Below are 18,130 nucleotides of genomic sequence, written 5' to 3'. Positions count from 1 at the left end.
CAGCCGCGGACTCGCGGTGTTGTGTTGGGAATGGGTCAGGACGGGTACACGGTCTCCTCGTACTCGCGGCTGTCCCTGACGGTGACCTTCTGGAGCCGGGGGAAGCGGCTCTTCGCACGCGCGACGAGGTCGGGCAGTGCGTCGCGGGCCTCTTCCTCCGACGCGTACCGCACCGTGAGCTCCTCGACGCTGCTCGAGCGCATCCCGGACAGGACGTACGGCGTCATGCCATCGCCCGTGAGCGCGACGGTGCGCAGCCGGGGAAGCAGCTCCAGCAGCTCGCCGGGGAGGGGCTCGAAATGGAGGTGCTCGGTGGTGTCGACCCGCGAGCGGCGGCGTCGCCAGGGGAAGGCGGGACGCAGCTCGATGCGGGTGTTCGCGCTGCCGGTCCACTCCGGCTCGAAGCCATGCTTCCGGAGTGCGTCCATGACGGCCCGGGCCACCACCACGTCCTTCTCCTCGTCCCGGTATTCCGCGTCGGTGAGCTCACCGAAGGCGAGGTGCAGCGGGTGGCCCTCCAGCGCGCTCTCGATGTCCTGGTGGTGGAAGAACACCGCGCCCCAGGGACTCAGCCCGCGCTCCCGCTGCTCGTGCGCGAGCTCCTGCATCATGTCCCAGCCACCGCTCAGGGTGTCCGTGGCGCCCATCACCGCGATGATGCCCGCGCCGCGCAGGTCCTCGAAGGCGGCCTCCAGCCGGTCCGCCTCGATGACCTCCGGCCAGTCCTTCTCGTCCGCCAGTCGCTGCCGGACGTCCTGGACGAACACCTTCAGCACCCGCCGGATGACGCTGTCGTCCTCCAGGTAGGGCCAGTGGAGTCCTCCGCCAATCGAGAGGATCTCCGGCAGCGAGTGGGCGGCCAGCGTGAGCTCCTGACGCAGGTCCTCCACGGCGCCGTGGAAGGCCTCGGCGGCGTCGTCGAGAAGCGGCGCCTCCTCGGGCCGCACGTCCAGGGCGGCCAGCCGCCGCGCGAGCGCCTCGGCCTGCGCGGAGAGCCCGAGCCTCGCGGCGAGCATCGGCATGGGAACGTCGCCCCGGGTCGTCGCGAGCACCTGGTAGTGGAAGTCCCACAGGCCCTGATCGAGGAGCCGCTCGACCTCCACCTTCCAGTGGCCCTCGTCATCCTGACGGACCGCCACGTCCACACCGGTGCCTCGCAGCACCTCCCGGGCGATGGCCTCCACCCGGGCCTCCTGGGACGACTCGCCCCCTTCGGGCCGCACGTCCAGGGCGCCCAGCCGCCGCGCGAGCGCTTCTGCTTGCGCCAGGAGCCCATGCTTCGCGGCGCGCCCGGGTCTCGACACGTCGCCCCGGGTGGTCGCGAGGAGCAGGGGCATCAGCTGCCCCGTGTCCTCATCGACCAGCTCGACGGACACCGACACGTGTCCGTCCTCGCCCTGGGAGACGGAGAGGTCCGGCGCGCCATGCAATTCGCTGACGGACCAGTTCCCGGCCCCGTCCTCGTTGATGGCTCGCGCGCCCGCCAGCACCTCGCCGGCAATGGCCCGCACCCGTGCTTCCAGCGTTTCGTCGCTCACGCCCGGGATTCCCCTCCAGTTGCCGGGCTGATGCAACTGCAACCTGAGAACAGGAGCGTAGCAGGTGTCAGCGGAACTGGCTGGAGCCGTCGACGCTGTCGTCGTCGAGCACCTTCTGGAGGGTGTCCTCCACCTGCTGGCCGTCGCTGGCGGTGACACGGAGCTGGAAGCTGCCGTCGCCCATGCCGTTGCCGTTGACGAAGTAGTTGTAGTCCTCGCGGGGCACGTCATTCCACCCGCCGGTGCCGCGCTTCCACTCCAGCTTCTTGATGGGCAGCCGGTGGTTGCGGACCTGGATGGCGGTCCACCACGCGTTGCTGCTGTTCTTGAAGTGGTACTCGAGGTTGCCGGCCACATCGCAGGACACCGGCGTCCAGGTGATGTTGACGCGGCCGGCCTGCATGTCGGCGATCTTCGCGAAGGCCTCGCGGCTCAGGTCCAGGTGGCCGGTGTCGCACTCCGGGCAGCGGTCCACGATTCGCACGCGGACGTTGCCCTTGGGGCCCTGGATGTCCACGCACATGCCGCACGCCGCGCTGTCGTCGTACTGGGGCGTGTTCATGGCCGCCACCATCAGGTCGCCGCCGGCCTCGTAGCTGCAATTGCCGGCGCCGGTGGCGTCATAGAAGGTGGCGATGCCTTTCACCTCTTCCCCCAGCGGCGTACCGCCGCCAGAAGCGTCGTCGCTGCACGCACCACACGCGAGGAACGCGGCGGCGAGGGGGAGGAGGAGGGAACGGGACTGGGAGCGAAGTGAGCGCATACGCCGTGAATCATACCCGCAAACGGCGCCGGCTTTCAGTCCTGTAGCAGACAGATTGTTACTGCAATGACTCTCAAGATTGGTAGCTTGCGCGCCTGTCAACCAAGGAGGCTGCAAGCGCATGGAAATGTTCAAGCGTGGTGTCTATCTTTGTGTCTCGGTCGCACTCGCCGCGTGTGGAGGCCAGGAGCCCCAGTCGCAGCAGGAGCCGGGCGCGGAGCTGGTCACGCAGGAGGCGGGGCTGACGGCGGGGACCTCGCGCGGGTGCGACTTCAACATCTTCTCCATCCAGCGGCCGGGCACGCTGCCCCCGGTCTATGACGTCCGGCTGAACCGGGCGGCCTCGGCCACGTGCCCGTGGGCCCAGGCGAGCCTGCTGCTGGGCTCGTCCACCAGCTTCACGCCCGTCCTGTCCCTGGCGGCCAACGACCTGGGCGTGGCGGTGAGCTACGTCTACAAGTCCTCCCCGAGCGGGAGCTCGCCCTCCCTGCTGTCCCTCCGGCACGTGGACCCGGAGACGATGGCCTTCGTGCGCAGCGAGGGCCTCTCGGCGGGCATGTTCGGCTCGGGCCGCATCTACACGGGGAGCCTGGCCATCCTCGCGGATGGCACCACCCTCACGGTGAGTGGCACCAAGACCGGTGTCATCAGCGGCGAGACGGGCAGCGGCGGCAACTACGTCGCCACCTACGCGGACTTCTTCACCAGCACCACGCCGCGCACCGTCGTCGCGTACTGAGCGGTGGGGCTTTCGTGATGGATGCGGCGGCTCCGCGCATGAGGGCCGCCGCGTCCCGAGCTTGTGCAATGCGCCTACGGCTGGGCGGGGTAGAGCTGCCCGCGCATCTCGCCGTAGTAGGTGTGCGCCTTGGTGTGGAGGTTGAAATAGAGCACGCCCTTCTTCGCCAAAGACTCCAGGCCAGCAATCGTCTTCGTCTGCGTCGCGAACCCCAGCTCGGCGGGGCAGCTCTCCGGCAGCCCGGGCTTCATGCCCTTCATGTCCTTGATGAAGACGATGTCCTTGTTGGTGAGCTCCAGGGAGAGCTTTCCACTGGCCAACGTCGTCGGCAGGGCACCGTGCTCGCCGAGGTTCACCACGACGGGGCCCAGCACCCCCGGCGGACCGCAGTGGATGTGGAACATGATGATGTCGGCGGGGTTCACCCCTTCAATCTGGACGTCGACGTAGGCCCGGCTCAGGTCCTTGGCGAACCGGACCTGCCCCCAGCCCCGGGACTTCCGACTCTCGCGCGGCGTGGAAGGTGCCGTGGCGCCCAGGCTCTTCTCCAGCACCTTCGGCGTCTCCGACTCCTCACCGGGCTCTTGCGCGGGGCTGAGGAAGGCCTCGTACACGGTGAACGTCGTGGCCCCCTGCGACGGCTCCTTGGCGTGGGCGGACAGGGTCAGCAGGGCAACCGTCAGGGCGAGACGCGTCGGCATGTGCATGGCGGGCTCCAGCGCGGAATGTGCGCCTCAGGAGTAGCCCGTACCGGCGGCGGCCGATGGCCAAAGGTGGACAGGCGATGGCCGATATCGCGTCGTCAGGGCTCACAGCGGGGCGAGGAAGCCCTGGATGTGCGCGAGCACGTGCTTGACCTTGGGAATCTCGGAGAGCGCCTCGGGCACGCTGATGCGGAGCGGGCGCTCCCGGCCCACGACGTCGGGCAGCACGGGCACGAGCACCTCTCCGACACCGCCCGGGTCGGGCAGCTCGACACTGGGGACCCGGCCGATGCCCTGACCGGCGATGCAGCACGAACGGATGAGGTGGATGTCCGGGGTGATGAGGGCGGGCTCCACGCTGAACGAAGGTCCCCGGAGCGAGGGCCAGAGGCGCGCGTCCTCTCCCGGAGCCTCCCACGAGAACAGCTCATGGCCCTTCAGGTCCTCCACGGAGCGGGGGACGCCCCGGTGCTCCAGGTACTCCGTGCTGGCAATCAACCCCTCACGGACGCGCAGCAGCTCGTGTGACAGCCACGGCCCCTTGGGCAGCGCCTCGCCGAAGTGGACCGCCATGTCCACGTCGTCCAGGGGCTCGCCCAGCGGGTCATCGCTGAAGCGGGCGTGGACGCGCAGCTGCGGGTACGTGGTGCGCAGCGCCCCGAAGAGCGGGGTGAGCAGGTGCGGCGGGAGCCCGATGGGAAGCACCACCCGCAGCAGGCCCGACGGGGCCTGGCCGACCTCGCGGATGGAGGCCAGCAGTGCGCTCGTCTCCTGCATCATGATGCGCCCGCGCTGGGCGAGCACCGTGCCGGCCTCCGTCAGGATGATGCCTGACCGGGTGCTCTTGAGCAGTGGCACGCCGGCACGGGCCTCGAGCGCCTCGACGCGGCGCCTCAACGTCGTGCGCGACACTCCCAGGGAATCCGCGGCGGCCAGGAACGAGCCCGTCTCCGCGACATCGAGAAAGGCCCGCAGCTCTTCCAGGTCCATGCTCTTGCCTCGCTGCCACCATGTCACATACCGGGCGAGCAATCGACACGACCGGCCAATACAGCGCGCTCAGGTGCGGTGCTTCATTGGCAATCGAGGGTCCACGAAGCGTGGGAACGCTCGGAGGTCACAATGAGAAGCACACAGATGCGCGATGAACACTCCACCCAACCCCCCACCGCGGTGGCGGTCGACCTGAAGCTCGAGGTCGTCGTCATCCCGGTGTCCGATGTCGATCGCGCCAAGCGCTTCTACGAGAGCTTGGGGTGGCGGGTAGACGCCGATTTCGCCAACGGCAAGGACTGGCGGGTGGTGCAGATGACGCCTCCTGGCTCGCAGTGCTCCATCATGCTCGGCAAGGGACTCACGACAGCCGTGCCGGGCTCGGTTCACGGAACGTTCCTCGTCGTCGATGACGTCGAGGCAGCACGCGCCAGGCTCATTGGACAGGGCGTCGGCGTGAGCGAGGTGTTCCATTTCGCGGACGGCCTCCAGGTCGACGGGACGAAGGGACGCGTGTCGGGCCCGGACCCGAAAGGTCAATCCTACAGCTCATGGGCCTCATTCAGTGATCCAGACGGCAACACCTGGATGCTCCAGGAGGTCAAGACGCGGCTTCCCGGACGAGGCCTCGGCAGGGACGTCGCGACCCTGACCAAGCTTCTCCAAGAAGCAGAGAAGCACCATGGCGCGTACGAGCCGACCGCTCCGAAGCATCACTGGTCGGGGTGGTACTCCGCCTTCATCGTCGCACGCGAGCGCGGCAAGACTCCCGAGGAGGCAGCGAAAGATGCCGCGCTCTCCATCGAAGGTGCTCGCGTGGCGAAGGACTGACGAGCACCGAGGCGGCCGCACTACCGCGCGGTGCGCGCCCCTTCCACCACGGCCTTCGCGATGGCGCGGCTGATGGGGTGCCCGAGCTTCACCTCCACGTCGAGGTAGATGGGCGAGCTGTTGAGCTCCAGGAAGACGTAGTCGTCTCCGTGGTGCTTGATGTCGATGCCGGCGAAGGTGAGGCCGCACGCACGCGCCGCCCGGCGGCAGAAGTCCTTCACCGGCTCGGGCAGCGGCACCTCGCGGTAGCGGGCCTCGCCCCCGCTGTAGATGGGGTCCGCCCGGAAGTCGAGGTGCTGCTCGGGTGTCTCGATGGCCACGCAGGAGACGACCTCGTCGCCGACGAGCATGATGCGCAGGTCGTCTCCGCGCACCCGTTCCTGGAAGATGACGGGTGAGGCCGTGACGGCCTCCAGTCGCTCCAGCGCCTCGGCGTCGAGCTCGCGCGTGACGGCGCCACCCATGATGGGCTTGAAGATGACGTCCTTCACCTCGGCGTGGAAGGCGCGGATGGCGGCCGGGTCGTTGGAGATGAGCGTGCGTGGCACCCGCGCGCCGAGGCTGCGCAGCGCGTGGAGCTGGAAGGGCTTGTATTGCATGACGCTGGCGGCGTGCGGGCCGTTGACCAGCGTGGCGCCCTGGTGGGCCAGCTTCAGCAGCCAGGCCACGAAGTAGGAGGCGCGCTCGCGCGTCTGCATGAAGTGGTCGTGCCAGTCCTGGTAGAGCACCAGCGCTCCGTCCTGCTCCAGGGCCGGGACGAAGGGGGCGGGGACGAAGCGCAGGTAGAAGCCTCGCAAGTCGTCCACGCGCTGCCCGAGGTAGTACGTCTCGTCGTCCTTCATGGACAGCGGCCAGCCGTGCTCCAGGGCCTCGCTGTCGATGATGACCGCTTCTGCTCCCAGGACTCCCGCCTCGTGCGCCACCGCCGCGCACTGCGGGTCATTGCCGTCACCGAAGATGCCGATTCTCAAGGCCGTGCCCCCAGGCCGCCGGGTGTATCCGGAGGTATCGCTTTTTCTCAGGCAACTACAAATGCCTACTTCCGACAATCCAGGTGTTCACAGGGGGAGTTTCGTGACCACCAGGATTCCGAAGGCACCGCCGTTCATCAAGTACGAGACGCCCAGGCCGCCGACCCGGCCGGAAGGCGGGGCTCCCAAGGAGCCGAAGCTGACCACCCTGGCCGTGGGCGAGGAGGGCAGCATCAAGCCCCCGCCGATGACCACCAAGGCGCTCGGTGAGGAGGGCGGCATCAAGCCCCCCGGCCCCGCGACGACGCTGGCCGTGGGCGAGGAAGGCGGCATCAAGCCTCCGCCGATGACCACCAAGGCGCTCGGTGAGGAGGGCGGCGTGAAGCCTCCGGGCCCCGCGACGACGCTGGCCGTGGGCGAGGAGGGCGGTATCAAGCCTCCGCCGATGACCACCAAGGCGCTCGGCGAGGAAGGCGGCGTGAAGCCTCCGGGCCCCGGGACGACGCTGGCGCTCGGCGAGGAAGGCGGCGTGAAGCCTCCGGGCCCCGGGACGACGCTGGCGTTCGGCGAGGAGGGCGGCACGAAGCCCCCTGGCCCCGCGACGACGCTGGCCGTGGGCGAGGAGGGCGGCATCAAGCCTCCGCCGATGACCACCAAGGCGCTCGGTGAGGAGGGCGGCATCAAGCCCCCTGGCCCCGCGACGACGCTCGCCGTGGGCGAGGAGGGTGGCATCAAGCCCCCTCCGATGACCACCAAGGCGCTCGGTGAGGAGGGCGGCATCAAGCCTCCGCCGACGACCACGATGGCCGTGGGCGAAGAGGGCGGTACGAAGCCGCCGCCGACGACCACCATGGCCGTGGGCGAAGAGGGTGGCACCAAACCCACGCCTCCCCTCACCACGCTCGCCGTGGGCGAAGAGGGCGGCGCGAAGTAACGCTCGCCTCGCTTCAGCAGTCCAAGGGCCGGGTGCGAAAGCATCCGGCCCTTTTCATGGGCGCGCCCGTGAGCTGGAGGTGAAGGTCCTCGGCCTCAGTGGAGCTGCCGCGCCGCCTCGGGAGGCGGCTCGCGGGAGGAGGGCAGGGACGTTCGCGGCAGCTCGACGACGAAGGTCGAGCCCTGGCCTGGCTCGCTCAGCAGCCGGATGTTCCCCCCGAGCTGCTGGACGATGCGCTGGACGATGTACAGCCCCAGCCCCAGCCCTCCGAAGTGGCGGGAGGAAATCGCCCGCTCGAAGGGGGCGAAGATGCGCTCCTGGTCCTCCGGTGGAATGCCCATCCCGTGGTCCATGACCACCAACCGGGCGAGCCCCGCGTCCGCCAGCACCCGCAGCTCCACGGGCTTGCGCTCGCCGTACTTCGCCGCGTTGGAGAGCAGGTTCTGCACCACCTGCTCGAGCCGCAGCCGGTCCCACCGGCCCACCACGTCTGGCGCCACGTCCAGCGTCAGCGACGTGCCGGTCCGCTCCAGCTCCGGGCCCAGCTGCTCGGCCACCTCCCGCACCACCTGACCCAGGTCCACGTCCTCGAGGTGCAGGCCGAGCCGTCCCGTCCGGAGCTGCGAGGTGTCGAGCAGCTCGGACACCAGGCGCATCAGCTTCTGCGTCTGCCGGTCCACGATTCTCAGCACGGCCGGCGAGGGCGGTGCCTCCGCGCCGCGCTGCAGACCCTGCACGGTGAGGCGGAGCGAGGTCAGGGGCGTGAAGAGCTCGTGGGCCGCGACCGAGAGGAACTCGTCGCGCACGCGGATGGCCCGCTGCGCCTCTTCGTACAGGCGTGCATTGTCCACCGCGAGCGCCATGCGCGCGGCGAGATTCTCCACGAGCTCCACATCCTCCGCACTCCAGCGGTGCGTCCCCAAGGTGGAGACGAGCGTCAGCACCCCCAGCGTCCGTCCGCGCGCCACCAGCGGCACCGACAGCCACGCGGCGACGCCCAGCTCGCTCAGCAGCGCCAGGTGCGCGGGCTCCCGCAGGCCCAGGGGCGCCAGGGGTAGCACGGTGGTCTCTTCGCCGCGCACCAGCGCCGAGCGGCCCGTGTGCGCCACCAGCGGCGCTCCTTCGGGCACGTCGAGCGGCACCCGCAGCTGCCTCAAGGCGCCCACCTGCTCCACGCCCTCGGGCGAGCGGTGGGCGGCGGCGCGCACGCAGAGGGCGTCGTCCTCCACCAGCAGGGCCACGCACCAGTCGGACAGGAAGGAGACGGCGAGCGCGGTCGCCTGCGCCAGCGCCTTGTCCGCGTCCAGGTGCCCCGCGAGCCGGCGGCTGGCCTCGGCCAGGAAGGAGGAGCGCTGGCGCGCGGACTCCGCGGCCTGCCGTGCCGCCTGTTCGCGGGCCAGCAGTCCCGCCCGCTCGGCCTCGGCCTGCTTGCGTTGGGTGATGTCGCGGAAGTACCAGCCGCGGCCGAAGACGCGGCGCTCCTGGTCCAGCAGCGGAGCGCTGAAGAGCTCCAGACCGCGTCCGTCCCGCAGGGTGAGTGCGTCGGCGAACGTCCCCTCCGGCGCGGACAGGAGCTTGCGCACCAGGCCGAAGAAGCGCGCCGGCTCCCGCACGTGCTGGGCGGCCATCGGCAGCAGGGTGCGGGCCGAGCCTCCGCGCCGCACCTCGTCCGGAGTCAGCCCCCACAGCTCGAGCAGGCGCCGGTTGTGGCTCACGATGCGCCCGTCGGCGGAGACGATGAGGATGCCGTCGAGTGTCGCCTCGTTCTCGTACTCGAGGAGCAGCATCTGCTCGGAGAGGCGGTGCTCGCTCTCGCGCAGGCGCGCATCGAGGCGCCGGTGGTCGAGCGCCTTCTCCGCCACCCGCAGCAGGCGCTTCACCAGCCCGAAGTACTGCGGGAAGAGGGGCCGGGAGGACTCGAAGAAGAGGAGGAACTCCGAGGGCAGGCCTCCCTCGAGCACCAACTGGAAGGGGAACTGCCACACGGTCAGCGAGGACGTGGTGAGCTCGGGGTAGGGAAGGTCGACGGTTCCCCAGTGCACCACCGCCTGGGCACGCTCGGGCCCCGCCTCCGTCTGCGTCGTGAGGGGGAGCGCGCGCGAGGTGCGCGACAGCCCCGCGGAGCCGAGCAGCCGCACTGCTCCCTCCGGAGACTGCTCCAGCCACAGCACGACGAGGCAGCCCAGCCGGGTGGCCATGTGCTGCAGGAAGTCATCCAGGTTGCCCGTCTCGTCGAACAGGTCGAGCGCGGCCCGGGTCAGCTCCTGCATCACGCTCGCCAGTGAGACGGCGTCCGCCGGGGGGCCGGGAGTCACTCCCGGGTTGGCATGAGGAGAGGGCGTGGCGGGCCTGACACTCATACCGGCAGCGACAGCAGGACGGAGGTCTTGTTGTGGAACTGGGGCAGGGACACCCCGAAGGAGCCCACCTCGCCGAAGGTGAGGCACCCCATCATCGGCACCTTCCTTCCGAGCGCGCCGTGCATCGCGCTCAGCTCCTCCAGGATGCGCGGGCCCAGCACCCGGGCACGCGAGACGCAGTCGAACAGCAGCGCGAAGGCCGGCTCCCCGCCGACGCGCTCCCGGGCCTCCGTCGCCGCCAGGGCCGCGGCGGCGATGAGGGCCTCGGGGTCGCCTTCCATCACCCGCAGCAGGGTGCCATCCGGGACTTCGGCCAGGCAGCGCAGGCCGCCGTCCGCTTCCACGGAGAGGGGGTCTCGGATGGCATAGCTGCCCGCGGCGCCGGGGATGCCCAGCGGGTGCAGCATGGCGAAGCGGGTGAAGTCGTCGCGGCCCACCTCGTCGCCCCGGTGCGCGGCGGTGCTCCGGTACACCTCGAAGGCGTTGGAGAAGTCGAGGTCCACCACGGCCGGGCCGCGCGTCTGGGTTGCGAGCACCGGAGGCCCGTAGGGCCGCCACCCGTGTTGCAGCCCCACGCCGAAAGGACGGTCGGCGTCGAGCACCACCGCCACCACGTGGTCCTGGTAGGTGTGACCGAAGGCGAACTGCGCGGTCCGGACGAAGTGCATGTTGTCGCCCGCGCCGCCGCCCGCCCACGCCACCCCGGCTCCGGCCTCGCGGGTGGCGCCCTGCACCACCTGACACCCATTCGCGCTGAAGGCATCCGGCAGGAGGATGACCGCGCGGCGGCGCTCGGGAGGCGGCGCGCCGAAGCCCATGAGTGCGTCCTCGACCGCCTTGCGGCCGGACTCGAAGGGACTGCGGCTCACCGGCCCCGCCACGCCCACGCCGGCCCGCACGTCCCCGGCGAGGATTCCCACCACCAGGCCCTGCCAGAGCAACCGCTCCCCCGCGATGACGCCGGCCGCCGAGCACCCGGCCCAGGGAATGCTCCCCAGCTCGTGTCCGAGCGCGCCCGCCAGGGTCGCGGGGTCGTACTGCTCCGTGCAGAAGACGAGCGCCAGGATGGGAGGCTCCGTGCCCTCCAGCGCCTGGCGCACCGCCGTCTCGGCCGCGAGTCGTGGGTCCAGGGCATCGCTCGCCCCGATATGCAGTGCCACTCCCATCCCTGCCGTTCCCCTCGTCGCGGGGGCTGCTGCCCCTCCTCATGCAGGTGCGCACCACCGGGGCGGCACGCAATCGTGAGAGCGCTCGGGGACCACACGGCACGGCCCGCGCTGGCCTGGCAGACGCCTTGCGCCTCGCGGCGCGAACCCTACGCCGGCACGTCCCAGGCGATGGGCAGGTGCTCGAAGCCGCGCAGCATGAGGTACGGCCGGCGCACCGCGGGCTCATCCGTGCGCAGCCGCAGGTTGGGCAGACGCTGCAGGAGCTGCTCGAAGGCGATGCGCCCCTCCAGCTTCGCCAGCGCGGCGCCCACACAGAAGTGGATGCCCTTGCCAAATGCCAGGTGCTTCTTGGCGTCCGAGCGGCGGATGTCGAAGCGGTCCGGCTCGGAGAACTGCGTCTCGTCGTGGTTGCCGGACTCGTACAGGATGAACAGCCGCGAGCCCTTCGGAAGCGAGACGCCGCCGAGCGTGGTGTCCGCCAACACCTGCCGGAAGAAGCCGCGCACGGGCGGCTCCTTGCGGAGAATCTCCTCGATGGCGTTGGGCAGCAGGCTCGGGTCCTCCTTCACCGCCTTGAGCTGCTCGGGGGAGTTGAGGAGCAGCCACACGCCGTTGCCGATGAGGCCCGTCGTCGTCTCGTGGCCGGCGGAGAACAGGTCCATGGCGTTGCAGACCGCCTCCTGCTCGCTCAGGGGCGCGGTGCCGCCCATCGACGGCGGCACGAGGAGCGTGAGCAGGTCCTCGCGCGGCTTGCGGCCGCGCTCCTGGAGCTTCTCCTTGAAGTAGCGCTCCATGGCGATGAACCCGTGCGCGCTCTCGACCTGCTGCTCGATGGGCGCCGTCGCCGACATCAGCAGCGTCTTGTCGTCGGACCAGCCCTTGAGTTGCTGCATGTCCGCGCGCGGCACGCCGAGCAGATCGCAGATGACGAAGGCAGGCAGCGCATAGGCGAACTGCTGGACCAGGTCCCCCTGGCCGTCGCCGATGAAGCCGTCGATGAGGCCGTTCGTCGTCGCCCGGATGGAGGGCTCCATCGCGGCGATACGCTGGGGGCTCAACGCCCGGCCGAACACGGCGCGCATGCGCGTGTGGTCCGGCGGGTCGCTCTGCACGAGGGAGAGGAACTGGGCGTAGCCCTGCTTGAGGACGTTGCGCACCGACGGGTGCGGCTCGGCCCGGGCATCGAGCGCTCCCACCGAGGAGAAGCGCCCCGTGTCCCGCTCCACCTCGGAGATGTCCTCGTACCGGGTGACGACCCACAGGTCGAACATGGGGCTGTGGAAGACGGGGCGCTCACGGCGAAGCCGCGCGTACATCGCGTACGGGTTCTCGATCTGGTCCGGGGCCATCGGGTTGAAGGCGGCCACGATGTCCTCGGCGCGCGCATTCTGGCTGGTCATCCCCCAATCATAGAACACCCGCTTCGCTGGATTCACTGGAGTTCAACATGAACGCTCGTTCTATGTTCCCGAGGCAGGAGGCCTGGAGGACCATGACGAGGACACCCGCGACCCGAACGAGCTTGACGGCTGACCTGCGGCACCTGGGGTTGGGTGCTGGCGAACTGGTGATGGTGCATGCCGGCCTCCGGAGCCTGGGCCTCGTGCTCGGGGGCGTGAATACCGTGGTGCAGGCGCTGCTCGACACGGTGGGCGCCGACGGTACGGTCATGGCGTACATGGACTGGGAGATGGGCGTCGAACCGGAGGACTTCGAAGACGCGCGCCTCCGCGAGGAGATTCCCACGTTCGACAAGCGCACCGCGCGTGCGAGCCGCGACCACGGGATTCTCGCGGAGACGCTGCGCACCTGGCCTGGGGCGGTTCGGAGCGACCACCCGGATGCCGGCGTGGCGGCGATAGGTGCGCGCGCGGAGTGGCTCTGCGCGGACCACCCGCTGCAATACGGGTATGGCGCGGGCTCTCCGCTGCACAAGCTGACGGAGGCGGGTGGCAAGGTGCTGATGCTCGGCGCGCCGCTCGACACGCTGACGGTGCTGCATCACGCGGAGCACGTGGCGGACATCCAAGGCAAGCGAATCACGCGGTACCAGCGGCCGATGCGGGTCGACGGCGAGCGGCGCTGGGTGGACTTCGAGGAGTTCGACACCAGCGAGCCGGTGACGGACGCGCTGCTCGCCACCGGAGAGGATTACTTCACGGCCATCGCGAAGCAGTGCCTCGCGGAGGGGGGCGGCCGTGCGGGCCGGGTCGCGCAGGGGCCGTCCCATCTGTTTGACGCGCGCCGCCTGGTGACGTGCGGCGTGGCCTGGCTGGAGGCGCACGCACGCTGACCGGGGGCGACCTTCGCCCCGGGAGGAATCAAGGCGCGAAGACGGCGTTGACCCACTTCTCGAGCTGGGCCCGTCCTTCCTGGTCGCGCGCGTCCAGGGGCGGCACCCAGGGGAGGATGCCCGGGTACGCGTAGCGGCAGGTGAAGCTGCTGGCGGCGAAGACCCTGAGCTCTCCGCGCGCGGTGAGGAAGCGCATCGGCTTACCGGCCTTGCTTCGGACCGGTGTCGGGTTCCCCTGGAGCACGGGGGTGTTGTCCTGCATCGGGCTCGGCAGGTAGTGCCCCGGCAGGAGGCCGTGAATCGCCGTGTTCACTGGCAAGCCCAGCACGTTGGCTGTCTTCAGCGTGGACGTCACGTCCACCGTCTGTCCGGTGGAGTCGTACGTGTACGTGACGGTGGAGCCGGTGGGGTAGGAGAACGCGGCCTCGGCCAGCTGCGTGAGCGCGGAGCCATCGTCGAACCAGTTGTCGGGCAGGGTGCCCAGGACGAAGTAGTTGCTGGCCGTCGCATCGTCGAAGGTCAGCGTCGAGTCGGAGGTCGAGGCACTCTGGTAGCGGGCCGTGCCGCTCGGGAAGAACAGGACCGTGTTCTGTTGCACGCAGCACGAGATCTTCGCGCCGCCGACTTCGACGGTGCCGAAGCTGATTCGCGGCGAGCCATTCATGAACTTGAAGGCAACCCTGGGGAGCTTGAACGCCGTGAAGTGGAGCAACGGGCTCCCGCGCACGACGCCCAGCTGGAGCTGTGCGTCGGCGGGGAGAGACGCGGGCCGGGCGGAATCATCCGCCGCGCGCATGACGAGCTCCGCGTCGTAGTCGCCCATCCGGTGGACCTCGAGGGCCCGGGGCAGGAAGCCCGGCAGGACCTGGAGACAGGCGTCGAAGTCGGCGCTGAGCTGCGTCAGCTTCTCGGGTGAGTTCGTCCCCGGTCCACCGGGCCCCGGGAGGTTGCCACCTTCGAACACGCGCACCGATTCCTGCATGAGCAGGAGGCCCGTGTCGCCAGGCCCGGAAGCGCTGAACGCGAGGGCCCAGGGATGAGGGAAGCCGGCCATGGGCGAGGAGGCATTCGTCGTGTCGTCCATGGCCAGCAGGACGCCCGGGCCCCTGGGTTGTGAATCAAGCGTTACGCGCAAAACCTGCATCGCTTGAATTGCCCGGGCGCGCTAGGATGAGCCGCGATGAAAGGACCCGGAACCATGTCATCCATTGCAAACGCACTGATGTCTTCCTCTCGTCATTGGGGATTGGGGTTGTTGGTCTCCGTGCTCACGGCCTGCGGCGCGGACGTGACGCCGCCCGTGGCGGTGGAGGGGCGGGACGAAGTCGCCTCCGCCGAGCAGGAGCTGGACGGTGAGTGCACGGCGGACTGGGCCGCCAACCCGTGCACCGTCGCGGACTCCGCGGCTTGCGGAACCGGGAGTCCCGGTGTGGATTCCCCCAACACGCCCAACAACTGCGAGCTGGGAGGAATGAAGTGTGATCCCCGGCCGCGCTTGTGCAATCGCAACTCGAAGACGCTCTATTTCAAGACCACCTCGACCGCGAACATCTACGACAGCCTCGGGAATGTGATGGGAACCGTGGCGGCGGGGCAGCAGGTCCGTATCAACCTGGGGACGCGGAAGACCATCTCCACGGTCTCTCCCAACTACCTGGCCATGGCCTTCTCGGCCCCGACGAACAACGGTGGCATCAGCGGCTGGATTCGCCCCGACCAGCTGGACGCGGGCTACACCAACATCATGAACTGGCTGACCCAGAACTACCGGCCGGCCCCGGACCCGGGTGGGACGTACAGCGACTGGTACATCATCCCGTCGAACAACGCGCCCTACGAGGGGCTGCACATCACCGACAACTGCCCCGCCAACAACCTGGCCGTCCACTACCTGGGGCGCAATGGGCGCATCAACCTCATCACCAACCTGCCGGGGAAGGGGTCCCCGACGAAGGCCGTGTACCCGAACAACACGGGGCTCAACTTCAAGCGCGCGCAGGTTCAGCACTCCGTCTCGCTGCCGCTCTACGACTGCAGCTCCGGCAGCGCGGTGCAGGTCTCGACCCGCCTCAGCTTCCTGTATGGCTATGTCCAGTCCGGTCACTGGGGCTGGATTGCCATGCCCAACCTGTCGACCACGAGTCCGTAGTCAGTGATGCGGTGGCAGCTCTAGGACTCCTGGGGACCGGGCGTGGCTTCCACACCGGCCTCGGGAGCAGCCGCGGCCCCTGACGGCGGAGCCGCATCTGCATCGCGCGCGCCGCCGTCCTGCGCCGGACTCGAAGGCCGGGGCTCATCCGATGGCGGCGGCGGAACCTCGCCGGAAACGGGCGCGTCGGCCAGGCCCGCGTCCGCCTCCAGGGCTCCCGCCGGGGAGCCGTCGCCCGGGACTGCATCCTCGGGCTCCACCTGCTTCTCCACGCGCGGCGCGCCTCCACCTGCCTCGCCGTCCACGAGGGTGCCCCCGGCCTCTGCGTTCAGGGACGGCTCCGCCCGGGTGGGGCTGCCCGCGTCCACGCTGCCCAGGGCCGGCGGCTCCACCGGCTGCACTCCGGCGGCAATGGCGGCGGCCCCCGTGCCCTGCCGCACTTCCTTCTTCCTGTTCGGCGGGGCCTGGACGGAGGGGGCTTCGCGGGTCGGCACCTCCGGCGCTGTCTGTGGCTGCGCCACGGGACTCGCGGGCGGCACCTCGGTGGGCGCGGGCACCGGCGTCACCGGCTCGCTCGGCGGCTCCCCCTCACCACGGAGCAGCGAATCCAATGCGGGCCACCCATGCTCACGGAGGACCGCCTCCAGCGACTGCCATCCATTCTCCCGGAGCACCACCGCCCCGGCCGCACCGAGAACCAGGACGAAGGCCAGCCCCCATCCCCACCGCGACGGCTTGCGCTCGGGCGGCGGAGCAGGGAGGTCCTCGCTCCCGCCGTTCAGCGCCCCCGCGGTGGCCCAGGCGGGCTCTCCCCGGGCGCCGGGCAGGGAAGGCATGCGAGGCGCCCTGCGCGGCTCGAGGGCGGCGGGCCCGGGCATGGCGCCGATGGCCAGGGTGCGGAGCTCCGCGGTCGCATCCGGCACCCGCTGGCCCTCTTCTGCCTCTCGCTGCGCGTCGGGGAAGCACTCGCGCAGGAAGCGTCCCACCTCTTCCGGGCTCGCGAGGGGGCAGGCCCGCGCCAGGGCCTCCGCCATCTCCTGACACGAGCCGTAGCGGTCCTCCGGCCTGCGTGCGAGGGCCTTCGCGGCGACGGCCGCCAGCTCCGTCGGCAGCGCCGACACGTCCACCTGGCACCGTGCGAGCTGCTGGCAGTGCGCCACCTGGCTGGGAACGGAGACGGAGACATCCGCGGGCGGAGGGATGGGCAGCCGGCCCGCCAGCATCTCGAAGAGGAGCACGCCCGCGCAGAACTGGTCGCTCCGTCCATCCACCGGTACCGGCTCGGACGGAAGGCCCTCGTCGCCCCCGGGCACCGTCCTGAGCAGCTCCAGCGCCCGCTCCGGCGCGAGGTAGCCCGGCGAGAAGAACAGCTCATGCGCGGCCGGCGCCGTCGCCCGTGCGGACCAGGCGATGCCGAAGTCGATGACCTTGGTGACGCCGCCCAGGCCCACCATCACATTCGACGGCTTGACGTCCCGGTGCACCACCTCGAGCCGCCGGCCATGCGAGTCCGTGGCGTGGTGCGCCGCATGCAGGGCCTGGCACACGTCGTACATCACCCGGCAGACGATGCTGGCGGGGAGCCCCGAGGACGCGCGGGCCCGGAGGAGCTGCTCCAGGCTCCGCCCCGGAATCCACTCCATCTCGATGAAGAGCTGTCCCTGGCTCTCGAAGACATCGTAGACGCGGACGATGTTGGGATGCGTGAGCTTCAGGCTCAGGAGCGCCTCGTTGAGGAAGCTCCCGCGGCCGGCCTCATCGGCCTTCAGCGTCATCTGCTTGAGGACCACGTTCTCGCGGCGGAGGTGCGAGTACGCGAGGGACAGCTTCGCCATTCCTCCCTGGCCCAGCGTCCTGACGACCGAGTACACCTTTTCCGCTCTCACGGCAGGAACCCTACCATCCCGGTAGCAGGTGGCACACAAAGGGCGGGCCGCGCGGCGACGACGCGCGGGCCGTGCGGCATGCTCGGCTGCTCACCGCCCGTTCCTGGCGTTGTCGTGACCCGGATGGTTCTTGGCCAACCCGCGACGCGCCGGTAGTGTTCATGAAACCTGAATCATCATTCAATTCAGGGCCACGTTGCACCACCACACCTCAGGGGAACACATGCATTCGGTTGGACGTCTTGGAGGTCTGCTCGTCGGGCTCGGGCTGTTCGTTGGCTGTGGCGGTCAGGAGCCGCAGGTGCCCGCGCCCGAGGGCGCGGAGGCGCTGGAGACGGCGGAGTCCGCGGTGTACGCGTCTCCGGACAGCCTCTCCGGGTTGCTGGGAACCTATACGCGCTACTGGCCGCCGGCGGCCGCGGAGGAGATCACCTCCATGACGCTGACGGGCGTGGAGTACGTGGACCACGTGGAGGGGAGCTACGTCCGCACCGTGAGCCGCGCGTGTCCCATCTACGGCTGCAACACGGAGACCGGTACCTTCTGGGCGCTGCCCAACAACCCGGCGACGGGCGCGCTCATCGTCTTCAAGGATCTGACGGGCGCGGAGCGGGACTTCTACGCCATCAGCCAGATCCAGCGCAGCACCCTCACCGGGAAGATCACCGGCATCGTCCTGGTGAAGGGCGGCAGCGTGTCGCCGGTGCCGTTCACGATGACGCGCGTGGGCTTCTAATCCCTTTCAGGTCGACGGGCGAAGGCCCATGGGAGGGAGCGGGCTGGTTCGGGAGAGGGCCTTG

At 69.9% G+C, this 18,130-nt stretch carries 16 protein-coding genes; 6 read left to right on the top strand and 10 right to left on the bottom strand.

What is annotated here, in order from left to right; translation table 11 throughout:
• Positions 1 to 35: 35 nt before the first annotated feature.
• A complete protein-coding gene (locus G4D86_RS01300; RefSeq protein ID WP_163988519.1) occupies positions 36 to 1,538 on the bottom strand; it encodes a DUF6891 domain-containing protein in 1,503 nt (500 codons plus the stop codon).
• Positions 1,539 to 1,605: 67 nt separating this feature from the next.
• Positions 1,606 to 2,301 (bottom strand): expansin EXLX1 family cellulose-binding protein, encoded by a 696-nt coding sequence (locus G4D86_RS01295; RefSeq protein WP_163988518.1) that lies wholly within the window; start codon positions 2,299 to 2,301, stop codon positions 1,606 to 1,608.
• A gap of 121 nt (positions 2,302 to 2,422) precedes the next feature.
• On the opposite strand from G4D86_RS01295, the gene G4D86_RS01290 reads away from it, so the two are divergent.
• Complete coding sequence (locus tag G4D86_RS01290; RefSeq protein WP_240359979.1) at positions 2,423 to 3,040, top strand: hypothetical protein; 618 nt, start codon at positions 2,423 to 2,425, stop codon at positions 3,038 to 3,040.
• Between the two features lie 74 nt (positions 3,041 to 3,114).
• On the opposite strand, the gene G4D86_RS01285 is transcribed toward G4D86_RS01290, so the two are convergent.
• Together G4D86_RS01285 and G4D86_RS01280 are read right to left on the bottom strand one after the other, a co-directional pair.
• Positions 3,115 to 3,741, bottom strand: coding sequence for a CHRD domain-containing protein (locus G4D86_RS01285; protein ID WP_240359978.1), 627 nt, complete (start codon positions 3,739 to 3,741; stop codon positions 3,115 to 3,117).
• Between the two features lie 108 nt (positions 3,742 to 3,849).
• On the bottom strand, positions 3,850 to 4,734 hold the full coding sequence (locus G4D86_RS01280) for a LysR family transcriptional regulator (protein ID WP_163988514.1): 885 nt from the start codon (positions 4,732 to 4,734) through the stop codon (positions 3,850 to 3,852).
• A gap of 147 nt (positions 4,735 to 4,881) precedes the next feature.
• Between G4D86_RS01280 and G4D86_RS01275 the strand changes: the two genes are divergently transcribed.
• Entirely contained in the window at positions 4,882 to 5,568 is a 687-nt protein-coding gene (locus G4D86_RS01275) for a VOC family protein (RefSeq protein ID WP_240359977.1), read from the top strand.
• A gap of 20 nt (positions 5,569 to 5,588) precedes the next feature.
• Here the strand turns inward: G4D86_RS01275 and G4D86_RS01270 are convergent, their stop codons facing one another.
• Positions 5,589 to 6,539: an ATP-grasp domain-containing protein gene (locus tag G4D86_RS01270; protein ID WP_240359976.1), complete on the bottom strand. Its 951-nt coding sequence runs from the start codon at positions 6,537 to 6,539 to the stop codon at positions 5,589 to 5,591.
• A 103-nt stretch (positions 6,540 to 6,642) separates the two neighbouring features.
• Here G4D86_RS01270 and G4D86_RS52040 point away from each other — a divergent pair, with 103 nt between their 5' ends.
• Positions 6,643 to 7,473 (top strand): hypothetical protein, encoded by an 831-nt coding sequence (locus G4D86_RS52040; protein WP_205519421.1) that lies wholly within the window; start codon positions 6,643 to 6,645, stop codon positions 7,471 to 7,473.
• 95 nt (positions 7,474 to 7,568) lie between these two features.
• Here G4D86_RS52040 and G4D86_RS01260 read toward each other — a convergent pair whose 3' ends face one another.
• The 3 genes from G4D86_RS01260 to G4D86_RS01250 form a co-directional block, all read right to left on the bottom strand.
• A complete protein-coding gene (locus G4D86_RS01260; protein ID WP_163988508.1) occupies positions 7,569 to 9,743 on the bottom strand; it encodes an ATP-binding protein in 2,175 nt (724 codons plus the stop codon).
• 86 nt (positions 9,744 to 9,829) lie between these two features.
• Positions 9,830 to 10,999 (bottom strand): FIST signal transduction protein, encoded by a 1,170-nt coding sequence (locus G4D86_RS01255; RefSeq protein WP_163988506.1) that lies wholly within the window; start codon positions 10,997 to 10,999, stop codon positions 9,830 to 9,832.
• A gap of 149 nt (positions 11,000 to 11,148) precedes the next feature.
• Positions 11,149 to 12,402, bottom strand: coding sequence for a cytochrome P450 (locus tag G4D86_RS01250; protein WP_163988504.1), 1,254 nt, complete (start codon positions 12,400 to 12,402; stop codon positions 11,149 to 11,151).
• A 122-nt stretch (positions 12,403 to 12,524) separates the two neighbouring features.
• Here G4D86_RS01250 and aac(3) point away from each other — a divergent pair, with 122 nt between their 5' ends.
• Positions 12,525 to 13,295 carry an aminoglycoside 3-N-acetyltransferase gene (gene aac(3) / locus G4D86_RS01245; protein ID WP_240359975.1) on the top strand — a complete coding sequence of 257 codons (771 nt, stop codon included), beginning with the start codon at positions 12,525 to 12,527 and terminating at the stop codon, positions 13,293 to 13,295.
• 28 nt (positions 13,296 to 13,323) lie between these two features.
• Here aac(3) and G4D86_RS01240 read toward each other — a convergent pair whose 3' ends face one another.
• A complete protein-coding gene (locus G4D86_RS01240) occupies positions 13,324 to 14,379 on the bottom strand; it encodes a hypothetical protein (RefSeq protein ID WP_163988499.1) in 1,056 nt (351 codons plus the stop codon).
• A 138-nt stretch (positions 14,380 to 14,517) separates the two neighbouring features.
• Between G4D86_RS01240 and G4D86_RS01235 the strand changes: the two genes are divergently transcribed.
• On the top strand, positions 14,518 to 15,444 hold the full coding sequence (locus G4D86_RS01235; RefSeq protein WP_163988497.1) for a hypothetical protein: 927 nt from the start codon (positions 14,518 to 14,520) through the stop codon (positions 15,442 to 15,444).
• A 20-nt stretch (positions 15,445 to 15,464) separates the two neighbouring features.
• Here the strand turns inward: G4D86_RS01235 and G4D86_RS01230 are convergent, their stop codons facing one another.
• A complete protein-coding gene (locus tag G4D86_RS01230; RefSeq protein ID WP_163988495.1) occupies positions 15,465 to 17,330 on the bottom strand; it encodes a serine/threonine-protein kinase in 1,866 nt (621 codons plus the stop codon).
• Positions 17,331 to 17,553: 223 nt separating this feature from the next.
• Between G4D86_RS01230 and G4D86_RS01225 the strand changes: the two genes are divergently transcribed.
• Entirely contained in the window at positions 17,554 to 18,066 is a 513-nt protein-coding gene (locus tag G4D86_RS01225; protein WP_163988493.1) for a hypothetical protein, read from the top strand.
• Positions 18,067 to 18,130: the final 64 nt, after the last annotated feature.

This window comes from Pyxidicoccus caerfyrddinensis, from assembly GCF_010894405.1.
Lineage (GTDB): Bacteria > Myxococcota > Myxococcia > Myxococcales > Myxococcaceae > Myxococcus > Myxococcus caerfyrddinensis.
Note: the sequence above shows the minus strand (reverse complement) of the source record. Positions and strands in the feature narration are given on the sequence as shown.

What these genes read in the sequence shown, in the direction of transcription:
- G4D86_RS01295 (WP_163988518.1), bottom strand. Translation starts at nt 2,301, where the DNA reads ATGCGCTCACTTCGCTCCCAGTCCCGTTCCCTCCTCCTCCCCCTCGCC.
- G4D86_RS01290 (WP_240359979.1), top strand. Translation starts at nt 2,423, where the DNA reads ATGGAAATGTTCAAGCGTGGTGTCTATCTTTGTGTCTCGGTCGCACTC.
- G4D86_RS01285 (WP_240359978.1), bottom strand. Translation starts at nt 3,741, where the DNA reads ATGCCGACGCGTCTCGCCCTGACGGTTGCCCTGCTGACCCTGTCCGCC.
- G4D86_RS01280 (WP_163988514.1), bottom strand. Translation starts at nt 4,734, where the DNA reads ATGGACCTGGAAGAGCTGCGGGCCTTTCTCGATGTCGCGGAGACGGGC.
- G4D86_RS01275 (WP_240359977.1), top strand. Translation starts at nt 4,882, where the DNA reads ATGCGCGATGAACACTCCACCCAACCCCCCACCGCGGTGGCGGTCGAC.
- G4D86_RS01260 (WP_163988508.1), bottom strand. Translation starts at nt 9,743, where the DNA reads ATGCAGGAGCTGACCCGGGCCGCGCTCGACCTGTTCGACGAGACGGGC.
- G4D86_RS01255 (WP_163988506.1), bottom strand. Translation starts at nt 10,999, where the DNA reads ATGGGAGTGGCACTGCATATCGGGGCGAGCGATGCCCTGGACCCACGA.
- G4D86_RS01250 (WP_163988504.1), bottom strand. Translation starts at nt 12,402, where the DNA reads ATGACCAGCCAGAATGCGCGCGCCGAGGACATCGTGGCCGCCTTCAAC.
- G4D86_RS01240 (WP_163988499.1), bottom strand. Translation starts at nt 14,379, where the DNA reads ATGGACGACACGACGAATGCCTCCTCGCCCATGGCCGGCTTCCCTCAT.
- G4D86_RS01235 (WP_163988497.1), top strand. Translation starts at nt 14,518, where the DNA reads ATGTCTTCCTCTCGTCATTGGGGATTGGGGTTGTTGGTCTCCGTGCTC.
- G4D86_RS01225 (WP_163988493.1), top strand. Translation starts at nt 17,554, where the DNA reads ATGCATTCGGTTGGACGTCTTGGAGGTCTGCTCGTCGGGCTCGGGCTG.